This is a genomic window from Mycobacterium sp. E2479 (genome assembly GCF_001667925.1).
Classification (GTDB): Bacteria; Actinomycetota; Actinomycetes; order Mycobacteriales; family Mycobacteriaceae; genus Mycobacterium.
Genome location: NZ_LZJR01000076.1, coordinates 24,082 through 43,651 on the forward strand (window position 1 = coordinate 24,082; position 19,570 = coordinate 43,651).

Genomic DNA, 19,570 nt, shown 5'->3' on the forward strand with positions numbered 1-19,570 from the left:
CGAGGAGAGGTAAACCCCATGGATCTCAACGAGACCCGCGAGAGAATCATCTACCAAAAAGACGGTCCCATCGCGAAAATCACGCTCAACTGGCCGGAGAAGGCCAATGCTCAGGACCAGAAACTGGCCGAGGAGGTCGACGCGGCGCTGCTGGACGCCGACCGCGACTACGACATCAAAGTGCTGGTCCTCAAGGCCAACGGGAAGGGCTTCTGCTCTGGACACGCCATCGGCAACAACGCCGTCGACTATCCGGCGTTTGTCGAAGGTGCCATGAAGATGGGTCACCCGTGGAAACCGCAGAGCGACCTGTTCGTCAAGCCGACACTGAATCTGTGGGAGTTCGCCAAGCCCACCATCGCGCAGGTGCACGGATACTGCGTCGGCGGCGGCACCCACATGGGTCTGACCACCGACATCGTGATCGCCTCCGAGGATGCCTATTTCTCCTACCCGCCGCTACAGGGCTTCGGCATGCCATCGGGCGAATGTTCGATCGAGCCATGGGTTTTCATGAACTGGCGGCGTGCCGCCTACTACTTGTTCCTCGCCGAGGTCATCGACGCCAAGAAAGCACTCGAGGTCGGTCTGGTCAACGAGGTCGTGCCGCGTGACCAACTCGACGACCGGGTCGACGCCATCGCCCGGCACATCGCCCAGGCTCCGATGACGACACTGCTGGCGACCAAGGCCAACCTGAAGCGGGCCTGGGAACTGATGGGCATGCGGGTGCACTGGCAGAGCTCCAATGACCTGGTTGCCCTTGCCTCGATCAGCAAGGACGTGCAAGAACTCATCCAGACCGTGTTCAAGGACAAGGTACTGCCCTCCGAGCAGGCCCGCCGGCAGGCCGCGGCAGCCGCCCAGACCGACGGCGCCGCAACGACTTAGGATCGCTGGTGAACATCGCCGATCACGCGATCACAGCCGCAGAGTCGCCGGCCCTGGTCACCGACGTCGGCACGATCTCGTTCGGCGACCTGTATGCACGCAGCCAACGGGTGGCCGCCGTATTGCACGACGCGGGACTGCGCCGCGGTGACGGTGTGGCGCTGGTCCTGCCGAACCGGCCCGAATTCTTCGAAATCACCTGGGGCGCACAGCTTTCTGGGCTCTACTACACCGCGGTCAACACCCATTTCATTCCGGACGAGGCCAGCTACGTCATCGACGACTCGGACGCCAAGGCCGTCTTCGTCGATGCCTCGATGCCCGAATTGGCCGCGCACATCCGCGACGTCAACGCGACATTGGTCGCCAATTTCTCGGTCGGCGGTCCCCTGCCGGGCTGGCTATCCTATGAAGACGAACTGGCGGCGGCGGGCGACGCCCCACCGCTGTCGGACGGATCAGAGATGCTCTATTCGTCCGGCACCACGGGACGGCCCAAGGCGGTGCGGCGACCTCTTCCCGCCGACGGCAACGGGTCCTGGGCGCAGTCGGTGCTCGAGATGGCGCTGGTTCATAAATACGGGATGAGCTCGTCGAGCGTGTACCTGTCCCCCGCGCCGCTGTATCACGCCGCGGGAGTGAACTACACCATGGCGGCCCACCGCGTGGGCGCCGCGTCGATCCTCGTGCGCAAGTTCGACGCCGAGGCGGTACTGCGTCTGATCGAGGCCCACCGCGTGACCCACGCGCAGTTCGTACCGACGATGTTCGTGCGCATGCTCAAGTTGCCGGCAGCGGTCCGGGAGAGCTACGACGTGTCCAGCTTGCGCTGCGTCATTCACGCGGCCGCACCGTGCCCGGTCGATGTCAAGCACCGGATGATGGAGTGGTTCGGACCCATCATTCACGAATACTACGGCGGTACCGAGGGATTCGCGGGGACCACGATCGGGCCGCAGGAGTGGCTCGCGCATCCCGGTTCGGTGGGGATTCCGATGTCAGCGGTGCACGTGATCGGTGAAGACGGGCGGGAACTTCCCGTCGGCGAGTCCGGCGAGCTCTATTTCGAGGGTGGGCCCGACTTCGAATACTTCAAGGATCCCGCCAAGACCGCATCGGTGTACAACGACCGCGGGTGGCGGTCGCTCGGCGACATGGGCTATGTCGACTCAGACGGGTTTTTGTATCTGACCGACCGGTCGACCTTCATGATCGTCTCCGGCGGGGTCAACATCTACCCGCAAGAGGTGGAGAACCTGCTCGTCATGCATCCGAAGCTGGTCGACGCGGCGGTATTCGGGATCCCCAACGACGAATTCGGCGAAGAGGTCAAGGCCGTCGTGCAGCCGGCCAACGGCGTGGTGGCCGGGCCCGAGCTCGAGACCGAACTCATTGAATACTGCCGGGCTCACCTGGCCGGTTATAAATGCCCGCGCACCGTCGAGTTCGACTCCCTGCCGCGCGACCCGAACGGAAAGCTGTACAAGAAACGCATCCGCGACCGCTACTGGCAAGGGCGAGTATCGCGGATCTTGTGATGTGACACGAGGGATGACGAGATGGCGGTAGGAATGGGCAACGAGATTTCCGACGCGCAAGCCCCGCGGCGGGCGGAGGTGAATTGGACGCCGCTAGCGGTGCCCTGGGCGGTCCAGACTGCCGACCGAATCCCTAAGCAGCGCTACTACGATCCGGAGTTCTATGCGCTGGAGGCTCAGATGTTCTGGCCGCGGGTGTGGCAGATGGCCTGCCGGCTCGAGGAGATTCCCAAACCCGGCGATTTCGTCGAATACGAAATCCTGGACCAGTCGGTCATCGTCGTCCGGGTAGACAATCGCAGCGTGCGGGCCTACCACAACGCCTGCCGCCATCGCGGCGTCAAACTGGTGGAAGGCCAAGGGAATCGGCGCACCTTCGTGTGCCCGTTTCACGGCTGGTGTTGGGGCATCGATGGTCGCAACACGTTCGTCCTGCGACCCGAAGCGTTCGCGGAAGAGAACCTGGCCGCCGATGACCTGGAGCTGGTGTCCGTGCGCTGTGAGCTTTGGGGCGGCTGCGCGTGGATCAACTTCGACGGCGACGCACCACCGTTGCGTGACTGGATGGAGCCGTTCGCGTCGATTTACGATGCGTGGCAGGTGGACTCGCTGCGTGTTGAGTGGTGGCAGTCGTGCCGGCTGCCGGTGAACTGGAAGTTGGCGACTGCGGCGTTCATGGAGGGCTACCACGTCCCGCAGACCCATCCTCAGCTGCTGCCGTCCGCGCAGACCGCCGAGCCCACCGCGGCGATACATCCGGTCGTCGCGAGCAGCCTGTACTTCATGCGCACGCTCGGCGACGGCATGGGCGGTATGACGCACGAGAACGACATCCGCATCGCCGAGGGCTTGCAGAACATCGAGTTGCCGGCCGATCCGGCCGCGGCGATGGCGCGGTGGCGCAGCGCCCTCAACGATGCCGTCGTCAACTGGCACCGTGCCCGCGGCAGTGGCATCCCAGATCTCAACGACCTGGTCCGCCGCGGGATAACCGATGCGATCGGATTCGCCTTCCCGCATCACTTCATCCTGCCGACGTATAGCAGTGCATCCTCGTATCGCATCCGACCGCTAGGGCCCGAGGAGACGCTGTTCGAGATCTGGTCTCTCACCCGGTATCCGGCGGATGCGTCGGCGGGCAAACCCATCCCTCCGCAGCCCATGGCGCCCGATGATCCGCGCTGGCCGCCAATCCCCGCCCAGGATTTCTCCAACCTGCCGAGACAGCAGAAAGGCCTGCACTCCAAGGGCTTTGAATTCATGCGGTTGTCGGACCAGATCGAAGGCCTGATCTCGAACTTCGAACGGGTCATCGACGGTTTCTTGGCCGGCTTACCGTACGCCACCCTGCTGCCCGCCATCCAGAAGACCAACACCACCATCGATGTACCGATCGCCGATCTCGGCTTCGGCTCGGAGGAGCCATGACTGTGCGGTGGGACCACTCGGCGGACCTGGTCATCGCGGGCAGCGGCGGGGGCGGCATGGTCGCCGGCCTGGCCGCACTGGACTGCGGGCTCGAGCCGCTGATCATCGAGAAACAGTCGCTGGTCGGCGGCTCGACGGGGCTTTCGGGCGGCATCATCTGGCTGCCGAACAACCCGTTGATGCGTGCCACCGGCATCGTGGACTCGCACGAGGACGGCCTGGCCTATCTCGCCGATGTGGTCGGCGATATCGGTGCGCCGTCTTCCCCCGAACGACGCGAGATGTTCCTGACCGCTGGCTTCGAGATGATCAACTTCCTCACCCGCAAGGGGGTCGAACTGATCCGGTGCGCGGGATGGAGCGACTACTACCCGAACCACAAGGGCGGCAACGCGTCCGGCCGCGCCGTCGAGGGAATCCCGTTTGACGCGGCGAAGCTCGGGACCTGGAGCGACAAGGTGCAGCCGCCACTGGCCAAGAACTACGGATATGTGGTGCTCACCAACGAGTTACGGTCGGTCCAGTATTTCAACCGCGCGCCGCGGGCCTTCGCCGTCGCGGCGCGGGTATTCCTGCGAACCGCGTCGGCGCGGGCCCGGCGACGTCAGATCCTTACCAACGGCGCATCGCTTATCGGGCAGATGCTCAAGGCGCTGATCGAGCTCAGCGACGGAAATCCCCCGCTGTGGACCGATGCCGCGATGGCCGATCTGGTCGTCGACGGCGGCCGAGTGGTCGGCGTTCGCATCGTTCGCGACGGGAGACCGTTGAATGTCCAGGCCCGCAAGGGAGTGCTGCTGGCCGCGGGCGGCTTTGGCCACAACAAGGAAATGCGCCGCCGGTACAGCGGTGACCAGCCCAACGAGGGGAAGTGGTCGATCGCCAACGCCGGCGACACCGGTGAGGTGCTCGAGGCGGCGATGCGGCTGGGCGCCAAGACCGACCTGCTGGACGAGGCTTGGTGGCTGCCTTCGGTTTTCATCGCCAACGGCGGCGCTGTCGCCGCCTCCCTCGGCTCCGGGCGCCAGCGACCGGGCGCCATCTATGTCGACTCGACCGGTCGAAGGTTCTGCAACGAGTCCAACTCCTACGTCGAAGTCGGCAAGGCCATGTATGCGAACAAGGCCGTACCGTGCTGGATGATCTTCGACGAAGGATATGTGCGCAGGTACGTCACCAGCGCCAATGTGTTGAAGCGCAACCAGCCGCTACCCCCCGAGCTGATCGAGTCCGGTGCCGTCAAGCGGGCGGCGACGATCCCCGACCTGGCCCGCGAGATCGACCTTCCCGCCGACGAACTGGCGAGCGCGGTGCATCGATTCAACCAATTCGCGGCCAAGGGCCTCGATCCCGACTTCGGCCGCGGTCAGTCGGCCTACAACGACTGCCTGGGCGACCCCGGGTACCGACCCAACGCCGCCATCGGCCCGCTCGACGCCGCACCGTACTACGCCACCAGGGTGCTCCCCGCCGATGTCGGAACATGTGGTGGCGTTGTCACCGATGAGCACGCCCAGGTTCTCGACGAACAGGATCGGGTGATCGAGGGCTTGTATGCGACCGGCAACACCACGGCGACGGTGATGGGGCGAACGTATCCGGGCGCCGGGGCGAGCATCGCCAGCTCCATGGTGTTCGGTTACGTCGCAGCGCGCCATGCGGCGGGACGCAAGATCGCAGGCGAGATGGCCCGCTAGGCGGGCACTGTCGAGCGTGAAAGGTGTTTCACGTTGGCGGGCAATCCTTCTCGTCGCGGTCGACGAATTCACGCGGCTTCATGCCCGACTGCATCAGCTCGGCCCGCCTCGCCTGCACATCGGACGCGGCACCAACCATGTTGGTCAGGATGTGGCTGACTTGAAGGTGCACCCGCATGCCCATCAATTCCCACGCGCGCTTCACGTTGTTCTTGACCGCCATCAATGTGGTCAGCGGAATTTGGGCGATCGTGCGCGCCATCTGCTCCACGGTGTCCTCGAGGGCGTCGCGTGGAACCACCCGGTTGAGCAGCCCCCACTCGAGGGCCTGCTGCGCGGACAGGGTCGGGGCCAGCAGCAGCCAGTCCATGGTGCGATGCCAGTTCATGAGCAGCCACGGCTCGATCATCGTGTGCCCGCCGGGTTCGCCGAGGCTTTGGGCAAGTGGCATCTGGAAATACGCGTCCTCGGAGGCGACACAGAAGTCGGTCAGCAAGCCGAGATAGATCCCGCCACCCACGCAATATCCATGGATTTGCGAGATGGTCGGCTTGGGGAATTCCCACAGATACAGCGTCGGCCACAAAAACAAATCAGCGGTGCCTTTGTAAAGGTCCTCGAACGTGTCCCCGAAGTCCGGATACGGGTTTTCGTCCGGGCCCCAGCGCGCGACATGGCCGCCGCAGAATCCCTTACCGTTCGCCTTGAGAATGACGACCTTGATGTCCTTGTCGCGGTCGGCCTCGTGCAGGCACTCGTCGACCTCGCTGACCAAGACGGCATCCTTGGTGTTGGCCTTGTCCACCCGGTTCAGAACGATCCGCGCAATCGGCGGTTCGCGCTCATAGATGACCGCGTTCAGGACACGCCGCTCCATCCTGGTGACACTACCGGACACCGCCATTCCCCGAATTCGCTTTTGCGGTTGCGCAATGGTGGCAGGAGGAGTGAAGTGTATGGAGGCGCCGGACCATTACGAATAGGGCTGCGATGACTACTCCGTCGGACCGAGCGGCACGGCTGGACCTGGTGGCCAGGCTGCAATCCTCCTATCCCGAACTCCCGGACGCTCCCACGCCGGATCTCATTGACCACGAACGCTTCAACGCCTACGTCAAGACTCCCCACGACGTCGGCGGCGAGCCGGACGCTCCCATCGAATTCGAGAACAAGCAGTATGAGATTTGGGAGCACAACACCTACGTCATGTGTGAGGTGCTCGGCTGGCGTGGGATCTGGTTGTCCGAGGAACGACGGCGGATGGGCAATGTGGACCTGGGCCGCACCATCTATCTCGGCCTTCCCTACTACGGACGGTGGTTGCTGGCGGTCGCGCGCGTCCTCGCCGAAAAACATCACATCGGCCTGAGCGAATTGGCCGAACGCATGTCCGAGGTCAAGGCCCGCTACGCGGGAGGCCTGCACGGAAAACCCTTGGAAGCCAGGCCCAAGTCCGAAGGCGACCCCGCCGCCGTCACTCGCAACCGGCACCACCGACACGCCGTCGGCAAGGGCGACCCACAGGTGTACGCCGGACAGGCCGGCCCGCCGAAGTTCAACGTCGGCGACAAGGTCGTGGTGCGCGAGCTGCCGGTGTTGCTCTACACCCGCACGCAGGAGTACGTGCGCGGGGCGACCGGCGAGATCGCGGTCGTTTCATACGAAAGCCCCGCCGCCGAGGATGAGACCTGGGACGGGGCGGATCAGCCACCCGAATGGTTCTACATCGTTCGCTTCAACCTCTCCGAGTTATGGCATGGCTACGCCGGACCGGACAACGACACATTGCAGACCGAGATCCCCGAACGATGGCTCGAATCAGCCGAATAGCGCCCGAAAGGACCTCCGCATGACCGCCCACGAGCACGAGCACGATCACGAGCGCACCGCCGCGCCCGTGGTGGACGAGATCACCGACTTCGAGGTTCTCGAGATCGCGCTTCGCGAATTGTGCATCGAGAAGGGCATTTTCACCGCAGAAGATCATCGCCGCTTCACCGAGTTCGCGGAGCAGATCGGCCCAACTCCCGCGGCGCGCCTGGTGGCTAAGGCTTGGCTCGATCCGGCTTTCAAGGACTTGGTGCGCGCCGATGCGCTCGCCGCCAGCAAGGAGGTCGGCGTCGACTGGCTGGAACCGACCGGTTTTGGAACCCCGAGTGACTTCACCGCCCTGCACGTGCTGGAAGACACCCCGACGCTGCATCACGTGATCGTCTGCACGCTGTGCTCGTGCTACCCGCGCCCGATTCTGGGCAATTCGCCGGAGTGGTATCGCACGCCCAACTATCGGCGCCGCATCGTGCGCTGGCCGCGCCAAGTGCTCGCGGAATTCGGCCTTATCCTCCCGGAAGACGTCGAGATCCGGGTGGAAGATTCCAACCAGAAGCATCGGTTCATGGTGATGCCCGTCCGTCCGGACGGAACGGAGGACTGGACCGAAGACCAACTCGTCGAAATCATCACGCGCGATTGTCTGATCGGCGTCGCATTACCCAAGCCGGGGGTGACCACCAACGCGGTCACCCAGACGCGTCGCGCCGTCCACCCCATAGCCGACTGATGCGAGGTCAAAGATGAGCGCCGCGAACCCACCGCACCCCACGCGTGACGCAGTCGTCGAGCCGCTGGCGAAAATCATTGCACGCAACCAGGTCTGGAGCCGCATGGCGGCTAAGTACGGTGTCGGTAACCCGGTACCACCGTGGAAGACGAGCCTGGACGGGCTCTGTGACGCGCTCGACGGCAGCGAGCGCGGCGCTGAGGTGCTCGGTTTCGCCGCCCGCCGTGGCGAAGAGGACGCCCTTTCGGCGACCATCTACGCCGACCTGCCGTATCCGGAGAATCGGTTGATGGCATTGGCCCACTCGCTCGTGGTGCGCGGCGTCATCGACGAAGCGGAACTCGAGGAGCGCCTGGCTGCGGTGCGGGCCCGGCTGCAAGCCTGAGCGCAGCGGCCGACTCGCAGCGATAAATAGGGTTGCCGACGCCGTTTTCCCGGATCGGCTTCCGATACGCTACGCTGGCAGCAACGTTGGCTTCACAACACTGCATGCCAACCCCGTCGTGGAACGCTTCCTCATCCCACTGGTGCCGACGAAGAACGTCGAACTCGTCACCAAGATGACCCGTGCATCCCGCACTAGCTTGTCTCGCGGCGATCGATTTTGCCATCCGGCAATCTCGCCACCTTCGTGCCGATGCCGCGCGACGTTTTCGTTTGCGGCATGGCGCCACCGATGCCTGAAAGGCACCGAAAAGTGACTACCAGCAACACCTTCGCCGAACTCGGCGTGCGCGCTCACCTGGTCGACGCGCTCGCTGAACGCGGCATTGCCCAACCATTTCCGATTCAGGTCAAGACCCTGCCCGACACCCTGGCCGGTCGGGACGTGCTCGGTCGCGGAAAGACCGGCAGCGGCAAGACCCTGGCCTTCTCGATCCCGCTCGTCAGCCGGCTGTCAGAGGGAAGCCGGCACCGATCGCGGCCCTCGGGCCTGGTGCTGGCGCCCACCCGGGAGCTGGCGACGCAGATCACAGCGACACTCGAGCCGCTGGCGACGGCCTGCGGCCTGCGGATCACCACAATCTTCGGCGGCGTCTCACAAAGCCGTCAGGTCGCTGCGCTGAAGTCCGGCGTCGACATCGTGGTGGCCTGTCCGGGCCGGCTCGAGGATTTGATGAAGCAGCGGTTGATCAGCCTGGATGCCGTCGAGATCACCGTCATCGACGAGGCCGATCACATGGCCGATCTCGGCTTCCTACCCGGCGTCACCCGAATCCTGGCCGCTACCCCGAACGGCGGCCAGCGGCTGCTGTTTTCGGCCACCCTGGACAACGGCGTCGACAAGCTCGTGCGGCGATTCCTCCGAAACGAGGTGCTGCACTCGGTCGACGAGGCCAACTCGCCGGTATCGGAGATGACCCATCACGTCTTCCACGTGGCCAATGCCGACGCCAAGAAAGAGGTGGTACACCGGCTCGCCTCCGGCACCGGTCGGCGGATTCTGTTCATGCGCACCAAGCACCAAGCGCGCAAGCTTGCCAGGCAGCTCACCGAAGCTGGTGTTCCGTCAGTTGACTTGCACGGCAACCTGTCTCAGCCCGCACGCGAGCGCAACCTTGCGATGTTCGCTTCGGGTGGCGCCCGGGTCCTGGTGGCGACCGATATCGCTGCGCGCGGCGTCCATGTCGACCAGGTCAAGCTCGTCGTGCACATCGACCCACCCAGTGAGCACAAGTCCTACCTGCACCGCTCGGGGCGCACGGCGCGGGCGGGAAGTGCAGGTGACGTCGTCACCGTGGTGCTGCCCGAGCAGCGCCGCGACACCCAGCTGCTGATGCGCAAGGCCGGCATCACGGTCGCCCCTCAGCAGGTGACCGCCACCTCCGAGGCGGTGCAAGCGCTCGTAGGCGAGGTAGCGCCCTACCGGGCTCCTGCACCCGCCGCGGCGCCGGCGCGCACGCCCGCGCAGCATCGCACCAACACCGGCGGCCAGCGGCGTCGCCGGACCGGCCGGTCGCCGAGGACCAATCCCACACCGACCGAATCGGCGATATCGCACCGTAGCGGTGCGCCTGGGCGCCGGCCGGAACGCCGCCGCGCGAGCCGTGCGCAAGGCGGTGCCGGCTAACCCACCGGCCGCTTCAGCGCCGGGCCAGCAGCCACGCCTGACCGTCGCCTTCGTCTGCGTCGATCAAGTCCAGGCCGGCGAAGGCGGCGGGCAATTCGCCGGCCGCGGCGCGGAAAGCGCCGGGACCGGGCCCGACCTCACTTAGTGCGGCGATCGCGAGCAGCCCACCCGGCGCCAGCCGCTCGATGATAGTCCGGTCGAGGCGCGGGTCCCGGAACTTACAGCAGACGACCACATCGACCGGCGTCCCTGCCGGTAGACCGCCATCGAAATCGACGACCGCGAAACGGCAGCGGTCGGCCACCGCCGCGCGCTGGGCCAATTCCCGCGCCTGGCCGATGGCCACCGGGGAGACGTCCAATCCGACCACCTGCAGACCGCGTGCGGCCAGCCATACCGAGCCGGTCCCTTGTCCGCAGGCGAGATCGAGAGCCCTGCCGGCCGTGGGAAACAGGTCCGCATGGCGCGCGAAAACGGAGGGCGGCCCAACCGAACTCAATGGTGGCGGCCCCTTCGCCGCGTACCGTTCGTCCCAGCGATGCCGGTCCGTTTCGCTCATGGGCGCCACTCTAGAACCCCTCCGAGCGCCCGCGGTCGGCCTTTTTCTAGACATCTGTCTGTAAGCGGCGACCTCGTTACGCGGCCGCTCGGAGCGTGGCGGCGAGACACGTTTCTACACTGGACGAGTGTCTAGAGACGCGTCGTTCCCGGCCGTTGGCGGTGAAGCGAGCGGCGCGGGCACGGCTCGCCGATCGGATCGTCGGCCCGGGCAGACCATTCGCAAGGTGCTCGATGCCGGGCTGGCGGAACTGCGGGAATCTTCGTACGCGAACCTCACGATGCGCGCGGTCGCGACTCGCGCCGGGGTATCGCCGGCTAGTGCCTACACCTACTTTCCGTCCAAGAGCGCGCTCGTCGCGGCGGTGTATCTGCGCTTTCTGCGCGACTTGCCGCTACATATCGATGTCAACGACACGACCAAGACCCGGGTCAGCGCCACGCTGCGCGACATGGCGGTCGTCGTCGCCGATGAGCCGGAGCTGACCGCCGCCTGCGGCGCCGCCTTGATGGCCGACGATCCGGCGGTCGCACCGCTGCGGGAGCAGATCGGCGAAGAGGTGGCCAAGAGGATCGGCGCCGCGCTGGGTCCGGGTTGGCCGCGAGCCGTGAAATCCACGCTGCAGATGACCTTCTCCGGCGCGCTGATGACCGCCCGGTTCGTCAGCTTCGCCGAGATCTCCGGACAGCTCGACGAGGCGGTCAACCTCATCCTGGGCGCATCGGTGGCGTGAAGGTTGCCGTACTGCGCCGAGCCTCGGATGCGCAAGGCTCGATCGCGTCAGGCGACCGGGCCGGATCCGGCTTCGAGCGCTTCGACAGCGGCCTCGACGTCGGCGAGGATCGTCGGCCCGTAATGATTCACCACCTGCCCCAGCGCGCGGGCTAGGTGCGGTGCGACGGCACCCACCGCGAGCACTTCCTCGGCCAGGACAATGCCTTTCACGACGTGGGCGGCGCTTACGTGGCCGGCGGGGGTGATCTCGTATCGCCAGTCGCCGATGAGGATCTGTTCGGGCTGCGACCGGAAAAAGCCCCGCCGCGCGGGAATCGTCGTCACTCCCGGAACGCCACCGAAAACCTTCAGTACCAGTGCAACTCCCCCGGGACCGGCCAATGCGCCCCCAACCGCCCGACTGACTCGCTCGGGATCGAAGCTCGCCATCAATCGCTCATGGGCAGCACGAACGACGGTGTCAGCCTTTGCGGTTCACCCCCACGGCGCACCGCCGTCCCGGCGACATAGAACTCGACCGTGTGATGTCCCCACGCATAATTCGAGATGGCAAAGTGCACCCCGACGACGCCGTTGCCGCCGTCGCGTTCCGCTTCAGTTTGCATGCGCGCCATCGCGAGTTCCCGAGCTTGGTAGCTGCCTTGGGTCCACTGCGGCATCTCCGCGTTGCGTCCCACTTGACCGAGGGTGCGCAAGAAGCCTTGCACGGCAATGTGAAACACACAGTTGCCCATCACGAAAGCGACCGGGGCGAACCCGGTCCGCAAGAGGGTCGTCAGATCCTGACCGGACAGGTGGCTGGTGAAGGCCTGTCCGTTGGGACGCCGATACGAGCCGGGCTTCTCCACGTACCGCACCGCAGTGCCCACGGCGATGAACTCGAGGTGCTCGCCCTCACCCTGGTGGCGCCATTCGAGGCGAAAGCCCACTACCCCGTCAGCACCCAGCGCGTCGGCCTCGGCCTGCATTCGTGACATCGCGTTCCAGCGGGCGCGGTAGGTCGCGTCGGTGAGCACGGGAAGTTCGGATTGTTGCCTGATCCCGGTGAACTGATAGCCCACGTGGTAGACCGAAACCCCCATCACCAGCTCGATGGGTTCGAATCCGGCCCCGTGCAGCAGAGCGAACTCATTGATCGACAGGTCGGACGTGAATACCTCACCCGCGTGGGAGAGTCGTTCGCTGGCGATCGGATCAAGCGGGTTCGGTTGCATCGTGGAAGACCCTCCTGCGGTTGGCCTGGATAGCGTAGGTCCCGCGAGCGCCACGCATACGCATAACGTGCGATTTTACCGGGAAGCTCGGTCGGCACCGACCGTCCGCGGCGCACCTCGTCATGACCTTGCGATCACCGGGCCGCCCGGCCTAGGACGCGGCCGGTCAATAGTTTGCCGGCGCCCCAGGGCGGTGCTTCACTGTGCTACAGATCAGGTGGTGAATGTCGGGCACCGACCACGGTCCGGCTGCGTGGTGATCGCGGTAGCGCATTAGTGCGGTGTTTGGTGGTCGAGGCGACCGACGAAACCGTCTGCCGCAACCGAGGATTCGACCTTCTTACAGCACGCGACAAATCGCCGGCGAGATGGATGCCGCGTAGCGGATCTCACCGTATCGAGCAAACGGACACCGGGTGATTGGGCGGAATGCCCCTTTGCACCGATCGGCGCGCCCGGCCCGCCGTCGCCGCCGCGGCCCGGGCGGGTAAGCGCCTCGACGGTTGCGCCCGCTGGAAATCGGTGGTTGCGTCTGCATCGTCGAGATCCATCGCAACCCAGCGAAATGTGTTTGCCACAGTGCCCGCCGTGACGTCCTTGGCCGCGGCGTGGACCGCAACGCCCCAGCTCGACTATGATATGGCGCGTCCACGACTGCCCTAACTCCCGGGCCCGCGGGCTTAGCTACCCCCCACTTGTACACCGCGGAAATTGTTCAGAATTCATATGAAGCTATTAACCTACGCGGTCGCCGGGCAGGGGGCAGGGGGGTATAGTCTGCAATGAAGTCCGTTATGGATGCGTCGCCGTTTAGCTCAAAGCGGTCCAGTCAGCCGCACGGCTACTGAGTTTGATATGGCTCCGGCGAATCAGCCCCAGTCAGTTCCTGCTCCTTCGTGCGTCGGCCAATCGACCGTCCGGCGGATCGATATGCAGTAGGGGCGAGAATTGCGTGTGACTGCAACCGCCCACTGCATACGACTCTAGGAGAGAGTCAGCATGCAAACTTGTTCTGCCGCAACCGTTTACCGGATTCATCGAGCGAACGTAGGGTGCGCCAGCCGATGACCACTGTAATTTCTGCAACGCGGCCAGCCCCACCACCCACCGCCAGGACGGACGATTCCTACGACGATGTCGTCGAAATGTTCTTGGTACTGCAGCAGTTGCCCGCCGAATCGAACGAGTACGCCCACCAGCGCGAACGCATCGTGTCACGATGCCTGCCGCTGGCAGATCACGTGGCCAGTCACTTCGCCCGTCGGGGCGAAGGCCTCGAGGACCTGATTCAGGTCGCGCGGCTGGGGCTGATGAACGCCGTCAACCGATTCGACCCCGCGAAAGGGCCGAGCTTCATCGGTTTCGCCGTGCCCACCATGATGGGCGAGGTCCGGCGTTACTTCCGCGACTACAGCTGGGGCATGCGCGTGCCGCGGCGGCTGCGCGAGCTGCACGTGCAGATCAGCAGGACGACCGCTGAACTGTCCCAGCAGCTCGGGCGCGCACCCACCGCGGGCGAGCTGTCCCAGGTGCTCGAGGTTCCGCGCGAGGAGATCGTCGAGTGCCTCGTCGCGGGCGACGCCTACCGGCTCGACTCCCTCGATGCGCCGCTCGGCGCGGACAGCTCCGGAACGCCCCGCTCGGTGGCCGACTCGGTCGGCGACATCGATCCACAGATCGAACACATCACCAACCGGGAAGCGCTGCGGGTCTTGGTTGCCACCCTCCCGCAGCGTGAACGCGAGGTCTTGCGCATGCGGTTCTTCGAATCCATGACCCAGAGCCAGATCGCGGAGCGGATCGGCGTGTCGCAGATGCAGGTGTCCCGCATCCTGGCGAACACGCTGAGCTCGCTGCGCGATCGTCTCGAGTAGGCACTGGTTCCCACTAGGCGCTGCGTGGCATATCCTGCCGCGCAGCCCTGTACTGTGCGACTGAAACGGGGCAACCCGAAGTTGTCGCCAGGAAGACCTGGAAGGGAGCTGGATTCGATGAGGATGTCGCGAACGGTGGCCGCAGGCGTCGCAGTGACGGCGGCACTGGCGGTGTCGGTGACCGGCTGCGGCAGCAACAAGTCGTCGAAGTCGGGTTCGGCCACCTCGGCAATCTCGACCACCAGCTCCGCGCCGGCGTCATCGGCGCCCGCGCAGCCCAACGGATACGCCAAGCTGCTCATCCAGCCCAGTGACATCAATGCCCCGGTCCCCTTCACCGCCGGGCCCCCGACCGACAATCCCAACGGCCAGCCGGGCGTGGCCACCACCTTCAAGGACGACGATGGTAGCCACGCGATCAAGGTGACCATCGCCGTTTATGACGATCCCGAGGATGCGACGAACGCGTTGAACACAGCGAAGGGTCAACAGGGCGGTGTAATCAAAGATCCCACGACGCAACCGTCGACCATTGGCAGTGGCGGAACGACGTTGATGGGCAATGCCCCGGACCGCAGCAAGGGGGTGGTGATCCTGCTCTTCACCGAGGGCAAGGCCTTTGCCACGCTGCAATTCGACGGGCCGAGCGACACGCTGGCCCCGCCGGACTTCGTCAACGATGTTGGCCAAAAGCAAGATGCGGCCATCAAGAAGGGACTCGGCGGCTAGGCGCTGCGCCACCGCTTCGGGGATGCCATGAACGTCATCAACGGCATGCCGGCCCATGCACTACTGCTGCATTTCGTGTTGGTGCTGGTGCCGCTAACCGCCCTGCTGGAAATCGTTTGCGGGCTCTGGCCGGCGGCCCGGCGCGGGCAGCTGATGTGGCTCACGCTGCTCCTGGCCGCGGCCACGATGGTATTGACACCCATCACCATCAACGCCGGCGGCTGGCTCTACGGCTTGCGAACGAATCCCAGCCCGATCCTGCGCGAGCACGCCGAGCGGGGCAGCCTGATGTCCTATTTCTCCGCCGCACTGCTGGCCGCCGCCGTCGTGCTGGTCGTGGTGGGACTGATCGAACGCCGATCCGGCAAGACCCGCGCCGCTACCCGGTTACTCGTCGCGATATTGGTGCTGGCGGTGGGAGTCTCGTCGATGGTCCAGATCTACCGCGTGGGCGACGCCGGTGCGAAATCGGTCTGGGGCACCGCGATTGCGCACCTGACGAACAACCATGCGGGTTGACTACGCCGCCCGCGGCAAAACCCTTCGATGCGTGGCCGCACGCTTGGCCGGAGTACCTGTTGCGCGCTAACCACATTCTGCGAATAGGGCGGTCGGCGTGAGAAGAAAGAGCCGAAACCGGCGCCCGCCGGCGAATTCCTGGGCGAGCCGATAATTCGGCCAGGACGCCAGCGCATCCTCCCACGCTTGGTCACGCTCCGCGCCACCCGGCAGTTGCACCGTCGCCGCGAACGGGTGGCCATGACGGCGCACGGTGACCCGTTGCACCGCTTTAAGATTCGCCGACCAGGACGGGTGGCGCGCGTGCCCCCTGTTGGATCCGACCGACAGCAGGCCCTCGTGGAACGGGACGCATTGCTGCCCACTCGAGTCCCGCCTTAGCGGGAAAAATAAATTGCTTGATTTAATCTGACGCTAGGTGTTCACTGAGGCGATGACTGCCGAGCGCGCCGCCCGCTCCGACCGGTCGACGGGCACCAGAGAGGCCATCTTGTCTGCTGCCGAGGTGCTTTTCGCCGAACGCGGGATGTACGCCGTGTCGAACCGGCAGATAAGCGAAGCGGCCGGACAGGGCAACAATGCCGCGGCGTGCTACCACTTCGGCACCAGAGTCGACCTGCTCCGCGCTATCGATAGCAAGCATCGCGAGCCTATCGAGGAGCTGCGTGCCCAGATGTTAGCCGCCATCGGCGATTCGGCCGAGCTACGAGACTGGGTCGGCGCGTTGGTGCGCCCGTTGACCGATCACCTGTCCGCGCTGGGCACCCCGACCTGGTACGCGCGGTTCGCCGCGCAGGCCATGGCCGATCCGACGTACCGCCATGTGGTCACCAAAGACGCGCTGGCGTCGCCGTTGCTGGTGCGGACGCTTGACGGCATCAACCGCTGCCTGCCGGAGCTGCCCAAGCGAGTGCGCGCCGAACGAATGGTGATGGTCCGCAACCTGCTCATGCACACGTGTGCGGAACACGAAGGCGCACTGGCGGAGCACGGACCGCGGTCGCGTTCGGCGTGGCCCGTCGCCGCCGAAGGCCTGATCGACGCGATCGTCGGTCTGTGGCGCGCGCCGGTCCACGTGGGGGCGGCCGGCGGCGAACCAGTACAAGCGACCGCGCAGGTTGACCACCGAGGAGCACGGTGACCGAAGGATCCACAGCCACCGATATCCCGGGGTTTCCGATGACGCGGGCGCCCGGCTGCCCGTTCGTATGTGCCAGATCGACGAGATCGGAATCGACAAGCTGATGTGGTCCTCCGATTACCCGCACAACGAAAGCACTTTCGGCTATTCGGAGAGGTCGCTCGCCGCGGTGGTCGACGCCGTCGGCCCCGACGATGCCGTTCGGGTTGTCGGCGACAATATCAGGAAGTTCCTGGGAATCTCCGCATGACGAACTCACTGACCGCCCACCCCTGCGCGCTCGACATCCCCGATGAGCCGGACTGGGCCCGCATGCGCACCGAGACCGCAGCGCGGCTGCGGTCCGCGATGGCCGAACACGGTGTCGACGCGCTGATCTTGCTGATGAACGGCTACGTCGGATACGCGACGGGCGCCAGCTGGCCGCTGCTGGACGCGGGCCTGTCACACGTGGAGCGCCCAGTCGCCGTCGTGCTCGCCGAGGACGTACATCCGCACCTGTTCATGCCGTTCCGCAGCGGGGCGTCGGCGGAGTATCCCGTGCCGGACGACCATCTGCATGGCCCCGCTTACCTCGAATCCGACTATGGTGTCCGTGATTTCGCGCGGACGCTGTCCGGTATCGTCCGGCCGGGAGCACACATCGCCGTCGACGAACTCACGGGTGCCATGCGGCGGGCGGCGGCCACGCTATTCCCCGCGGGGCCCCCGACGGATGCGGCGATCGTGCTCGGCGCCGCGCAATTGGTGAAGACCCGCGACGAGTTGTCGTGTCTGCGCACGGCGGCTCGCATCACCGAACAAGCGATCGTCGATGTGCAGCAGGCACTGAGGCCCGGCGTGCGACAGATCGATCTTTCGGCCACCTTCGTCCGGCGCGCGTTCGAACTCGGCGCCACCACCAACATGCTGGAGGCGATCTGGCAGGTGATGCCGATTTCGCGGGAGGAGGGGGTGTGGACGACGCACGGTGATCTCGCGCTGCCGCTGCTCCCGACCGCTCGGGAACTGGCCACCGGCGATGTGTTGTGGACCGATATCAGCATCACCTACCACGGCTACTGCTCAGACTTCGGGCGCACCTGGATTGTCGGCGAGTCACCCACCCCGAGACAGCAAGACCAATTCCGGCGGTGGCGCGCGATTTTGGACGCCACGCTCGCGGTCACCAAAGCCGGCGTGACCTCGGGTGACTTGGCGCGCGCGGCGATCGCGGCAAACGGCGGCCGCAAACCATGGCTGCCGCACTTGTACCTGGGCCACGGGATCGGTACCTACCCCGCCGAAGCTCCGATGATCGGAACGGATCTCGGCGAGGAGTTCGACGACAACTTCGTCTTTCCGCCCGGCATGGTTCTGGTGCTGGAACCCGTGGTGTGGGAGGACGGCACCGGAGGCTATCGCAGCGAGGAGATCGTGGTGATCACCGAAGAGGGCTACACACCGATTACCGACTACCCCTATACCCCCTATGGTGACTGAGGTCCTGCCCGACGCGCGCGCTTTGCGTTCGGGCCGTCGCGAACGGGCGCTGGTCCAGATGGAGCGGCACGGCCTCGACATCCTGGTGCTGGGCCGGCAGGCCAACATCCGTTACGTCACCGGCGCCCCGCAGCTGTGGATCGCCGGCACCCGGCCCTTCGGTCCGATGTGTGTGCTGGTGCGCGCCACCGGAGACATCTACCTCAACAGCACCGACGATGAGGGTGTTCCGGAGGAGATCGGTCGCGATCACCTGTATGGGCTGGCCTGGAACCCGATAACGCTCATCGACGTCCTGAAGAAGATCGACGGAGCCGAGTCGGCCCGGCGGGTCGGAACCGACGCGATCACACCGACTTTCGCCGCACTGTTACCCGACGCGTTTCCCAATGCCGAGCTGGTCGACGCCGAGCCTGCGATGCGTGCGGCGCGGCGCATCAAGACGGCCGATGAAATCGCGGCGATGGATCAGGCATTGCGTGTCGCCGAACACGGACTGGCCACCGCGCTGGGCGAATTGGCGCCGGGTGTTTCGGAGCGGACGCTGGCCGGGGTGATGATGGAGGCCATGGCCGCGGGTGGGGTGAGCACGCCCGCCACCCAGGACGCCGCGTGGGTGACGTCGCGAGAACAGCCGGGGCGGTGCGCTGCCGCGCACGAGGTCGGGTCGGGCGACCTCGTGGCCTTTGCCGCCGGCGCCCTGGCCAATGGCTACGTCGCCGAGGTCGGCCGAACCTGGCCGGCCGGTGCTAGCGTCACCGCCGAGGCCCGCGAGCTCTTCGAGCGCTCGGATCGGTTGTACGCCAGGATGCTTGCCGCCTGCCGGGCAGGCGCGGACACCCGCGATCTGCTTGCCGCGTATGACGCGGCGGGTGAACCGATCCCGGCCATGCCGGTCGCGCACGGCCTGGGCCTGGGGTTCGATCCGCCGGTAGTGTCCGAAGCGCTCTTGGCCGCAGGCGAACACAACCGACTCGACGCCGGGATGGTGTTGGCGCTCACCGCGTATGTGTGGCAGCAGGGCGTCGGCGCGGTGTTCCGTCGAGACACGGTGCATATCACCGACAATGGCGTCGAGGTACTGACCACCAGCCCGTCCTGGGCCCACTGAAATCACTTGTGCCACTGTGGC

Annotated in this window: 19 protein-coding genes and 2 pseudogenes; 16 read left to right on the top strand and 5 right to left on the bottom strand. The window is 65.6% G+C overall.

What is annotated here, in order from left to right; all coding sequences use genetic code 11:
* The first annotated feature begins 18 nt into the window (after nucleotides 1–18).
* From A5686_RS10090 to A5686_RS10105, 4 genes are all read left to right on the top strand, one after another.
* Nucleotides 19–891, top strand: a complete 873-nt coding sequence (locus tag A5686_RS10090; protein WP_067933686.1) for an enoyl-CoA hydratase-related protein — start codon at nucleotides 19–21, stop codon at nucleotides 889–891.
* Nucleotides 892–899: 8 nt separating this feature from the next.
* On the top strand, nucleotides 900–2,429 hold the full coding sequence (locus A5686_RS10095) for an acyl-CoA synthetase (RefSeq protein WP_067933688.1): 1,530 nt from the start codon (nucleotides 900–902) through the stop codon (nucleotides 2,427–2,429).
* Between the two features lie 78 nt (nucleotides 2,430–2,507).
* Nucleotides 2,508–3,857 (top strand): SRPBCC family protein, encoded by a 1,350-nt coding sequence (locus A5686_RS10100; protein ID WP_082947581.1) that lies wholly within the window; start codon nucleotides 2,508–2,510, stop codon nucleotides 3,855–3,857.
* The gene (locus tag A5686_RS10105) at nucleotides 3,854–5,554 is read left to right on the top strand and encodes an FAD-binding protein (RefSeq protein ID WP_067933692.1); all 1,701 of its coding nucleotides are present in this window, start codon (nucleotides 3,854–3,856) and stop codon (nucleotides 5,552–5,554) included. Before A5686_RS10100 ends, A5686_RS10105 begins: the two co-directional genes overlap by 4 nt.
* A 28-nt stretch (nucleotides 5,555–5,582) precedes the next feature.
* Here the strand turns inward: A5686_RS10105 and A5686_RS10110 are convergent, their stop codons facing one another.
* Nucleotides 5,583–6,431, bottom strand: a complete 849-nt coding sequence (locus A5686_RS10110) for an enoyl-CoA hydratase-related protein (protein ID WP_067933695.1) — start codon at nucleotides 6,429–6,431, stop codon at nucleotides 5,583–5,585.
* Between the two features lie 113 nt (nucleotides 6,432–6,544).
* Between A5686_RS10110 and A5686_RS10115 the strand changes: the two genes are divergently transcribed.
* From A5686_RS10115 to A5686_RS10130, 4 genes are all read left to right on the top strand, one after another.
* Complete coding sequence (locus A5686_RS10115) at nucleotides 6,545–7,384, top strand: SH3-like domain-containing protein (protein WP_067933697.1); 840 nt, start codon at nucleotides 6,545–6,547, stop codon at nucleotides 7,382–7,384.
* Between the two features lie 19 nt (nucleotides 7,385–7,403).
* On the top strand, nucleotides 7,404–8,114 hold the full coding sequence (gene scnC, locus A5686_RS10120; RefSeq protein ID WP_067933699.1) for a thiocyanate hydrolase subunit gamma: 711 nt from the start codon (nucleotides 7,404–7,406) through the stop codon (nucleotides 8,112–8,114).
* Between the two features lie 13 nt (nucleotides 8,115–8,127).
* Nucleotides 8,128–8,499 (top strand): thiocyanate hydrolase, encoded by a 372-nt coding sequence (locus A5686_RS10125; RefSeq protein WP_067933701.1) that lies wholly within the window; start codon nucleotides 8,128–8,130, stop codon nucleotides 8,497–8,499.
* A gap of 312 nt (nucleotides 8,500–8,811) precedes the next feature.
* Nucleotides 8,812–10,185: a DEAD/DEAH box helicase gene (locus A5686_RS10130; protein WP_067933841.1), complete on the top strand. Its 1,374-nt coding sequence runs from the start codon at nucleotides 8,812–8,814 to the stop codon at nucleotides 10,183–10,185.
* A 13-nt stretch (nucleotides 10,186–10,198) separates the two neighbouring features.
* On the opposite strand, the gene A5686_RS10135 is transcribed toward A5686_RS10130, so the two are convergent.
* On the bottom strand, nucleotides 10,199–10,744 hold the full coding sequence (locus tag A5686_RS10135) for a bifunctional 2-polyprenyl-6-hydroxyphenol methylase/3-demethylubiquinol 3-O-methyltransferase UbiG (protein WP_067933703.1): 546 nt from the start codon (nucleotides 10,742–10,744) through the stop codon (nucleotides 10,199–10,201).
* A gap of 127 nt (nucleotides 10,745–10,871) precedes the next feature.
* Here A5686_RS10135 and A5686_RS10140 point away from each other — a divergent pair, with 127 nt between their 5' ends.
* The gene (locus A5686_RS10140) at nucleotides 10,872–11,477 is read left to right on the top strand and encodes a TetR/AcrR family transcriptional regulator (protein ID WP_067933705.1); all 606 of its coding nucleotides are present in this window, start codon (nucleotides 10,872–10,874) and stop codon (nucleotides 11,475–11,477) included.
* A gap of 47 nt (nucleotides 11,478–11,524) precedes the next feature.
* Here the strand turns inward: A5686_RS10140 and A5686_RS10145 are convergent, their stop codons facing one another.
* The gene (locus tag A5686_RS10145; protein ID WP_067933707.1) at nucleotides 11,525–11,908 is read right to left on the bottom strand and encodes a DUF5073 family protein; all 384 of its coding nucleotides are present in this window, start codon (nucleotides 11,906–11,908) and stop codon (nucleotides 11,525–11,527) included.
* Complete coding sequence (locus A5686_RS10150; RefSeq protein WP_067933709.1) at nucleotides 11,908–12,693, bottom strand: heavy metal-binding domain-containing protein; 786 nt, start codon at nucleotides 12,691–12,693, stop codon at nucleotides 11,908–11,910. Before A5686_RS10150 ends, A5686_RS10145 begins: the two co-directional genes overlap by 1 nt.
* Nucleotides 12,694–13,757: 1,064 nt before the next feature.
* Between A5686_RS10150 and A5686_RS10155 the strand changes: the two genes are divergently transcribed.
* The 3 genes from A5686_RS10155 to A5686_RS10165 all read left to right on the top strand — a co-directional run bounded on the left by A5686_RS10155 (nucleotide 13,758) and on the right by A5686_RS10165 (nucleotide 15,815).
* The gene (locus A5686_RS10155; protein ID WP_067933711.1) at nucleotides 13,758–14,567 is read left to right on the top strand and encodes a SigB/SigF/SigG family RNA polymerase sigma factor; all 810 of its coding nucleotides are present in this window, start codon (nucleotides 13,758–13,760) and stop codon (nucleotides 14,565–14,567) included.
* A gap of 117 nt (nucleotides 14,568–14,684) precedes the next feature.
* On the top strand, nucleotides 14,685–15,296 hold the full coding sequence (locus tag A5686_RS10160; RefSeq protein ID WP_067933713.1) for a hypothetical protein: 612 nt from the start codon (nucleotides 14,685–14,687) through the stop codon (nucleotides 15,294–15,296).
* Nucleotides 15,297–15,323: 27 nt separating this feature from the next.
* Complete coding sequence (locus A5686_RS10165) at nucleotides 15,324–15,815, top strand: DUF2231 domain-containing protein (protein WP_067933715.1); 492 nt, start codon at nucleotides 15,324–15,326, stop codon at nucleotides 15,813–15,815.
* A 66-nt stretch (nucleotides 15,816–15,881) separates the two neighbouring features.
* Here A5686_RS10165 and A5686_RS10170 read toward each other — a convergent pair.
* Nucleotides 15,882–16,184: pseudogene (locus A5686_RS10170) on the bottom strand (nitroreductase family deazaflavin-dependent oxidoreductase); the annotation flags it as partial.
* A gap of 49 nt (nucleotides 16,185–16,233) precedes the next feature.
* Here A5686_RS10170 and A5686_RS10175 point away from each other — a divergent pair.
* From A5686_RS10175 to A5686_RS10190, 4 genes and pseudogenes are all read left to right on the top strand, one after another.
* Nucleotides 16,234–16,956 (top strand): TetR/AcrR family transcriptional regulator, encoded by a 723-nt coding sequence (locus tag A5686_RS10175; protein ID WP_067933717.1) that lies wholly within the window; start codon nucleotides 16,234–16,236, stop codon nucleotides 16,954–16,956.
* A gap of 73 nt (nucleotides 16,957–17,029) precedes the next feature.
* Nucleotides 17,030–17,206, top strand: a pseudogene (locus tag A5686_RS10180) (amidohydrolase family protein); the annotation flags it as partial.
* Complete coding sequence (locus A5686_RS10185) at nucleotides 17,203–18,438, top strand: Xaa-Pro peptidase family protein (protein WP_067933721.1); 1,236 nt, start codon at nucleotides 17,203–17,205, stop codon at nucleotides 18,436–18,438. The pseudogene A5686_RS10180 and the gene A5686_RS10185, both read left to right, overlap by 4 nt.
* Nucleotides 18,428–19,549 carry a Xaa-Pro peptidase family protein gene (locus tag A5686_RS10190; protein WP_067933842.1) on the top strand — a complete coding sequence of 374 codons (1,122 nt, stop codon included), beginning with the start codon at nucleotides 18,428–18,430 and terminating at the stop codon, nucleotides 19,547–19,549. Before A5686_RS10185 ends, A5686_RS10190 begins: the two co-directional genes overlap by 11 nt.
* Nucleotides 19,550–19,570: the final 21 nt, after the last annotated feature.

Coding starts and splice junctions, on each gene's coding strand:
- A5686_RS10090 (WP_067933686.1), top strand. CDS start 19: ATGGATCTCAACGAGACCCGCGAGAGAATCATCTACCAAAAAGACGGT.
- A5686_RS10105 (WP_067933692.1), top strand. CDS start 3,854: ATGACTGTGCGGTGGGACCACTCGGCGGACCTGGTCATCGCGGGCAGC.
- A5686_RS10110 (WP_067933695.1), bottom strand. CDS start 6,431: ATGGAGCGGCGTGTCCTGAACGCGGTCATCTATGAGCGCGAACCGCCG.
- A5686_RS10115 (WP_067933697.1), top strand. CDS start 6,545: ATGACTACTCCGTCGGACCGAGCGGCACGGCTGGACCTGGTGGCCAGG.
- scnC (WP_067933699.1), top strand. CDS start 7,404: ATGACCGCCCACGAGCACGAGCACGATCACGAGCGCACCGCCGCGCCC.
- A5686_RS10125 (WP_067933701.1), top strand. CDS start 8,128: ATGAGCGCCGCGAACCCACCGCACCCCACGCGTGACGCAGTCGTCGAG.
- A5686_RS10135 (WP_067933703.1), bottom strand. CDS start 10,744: ATGAGCGAAACGGACCGGCATCGCTGGGACGAACGGTACGCGGCGAAG.
- A5686_RS10145 (WP_067933707.1), bottom strand. CDS start 11,908: ATGGCGAGCTTCGATCCCGAGCGAGTCAGTCGGGCGGTTGGGGGCGCA.
- A5686_RS10150 (WP_067933709.1), bottom strand. CDS start 12,693: ATGCAACCGAACCCGCTTGATCCGATCGCCAGCGAACGACTCTCCCAC.
- A5686_RS10155 (WP_067933711.1), top strand. CDS start 13,758: ATGACCACTGTAATTTCTGCAACGCGGCCAGCCCCACCACCCACCGCC.
- A5686_RS10160 (WP_067933713.1), top strand. CDS start 14,685: ATGAGGATGTCGCGAACGGTGGCCGCAGGCGTCGCAGTGACGGCGGCA.
- A5686_RS10165 (WP_067933715.1), top strand. CDS start 15,324: ATGAACGTCATCAACGGCATGCCGGCCCATGCACTACTGCTGCATTTC.
- A5686_RS10185 (WP_067933721.1), top strand. CDS start 17,203: ATGACGAACTCACTGACCGCCCACCCCTGCGCGCTCGACATCCCCGAT.
- A5686_RS10190 (WP_067933842.1), top strand. CDS start 18,428: ATGGTGACTGAGGTCCTGCCCGACGCGCGCGCTTTGCGTTCGGGCCGT.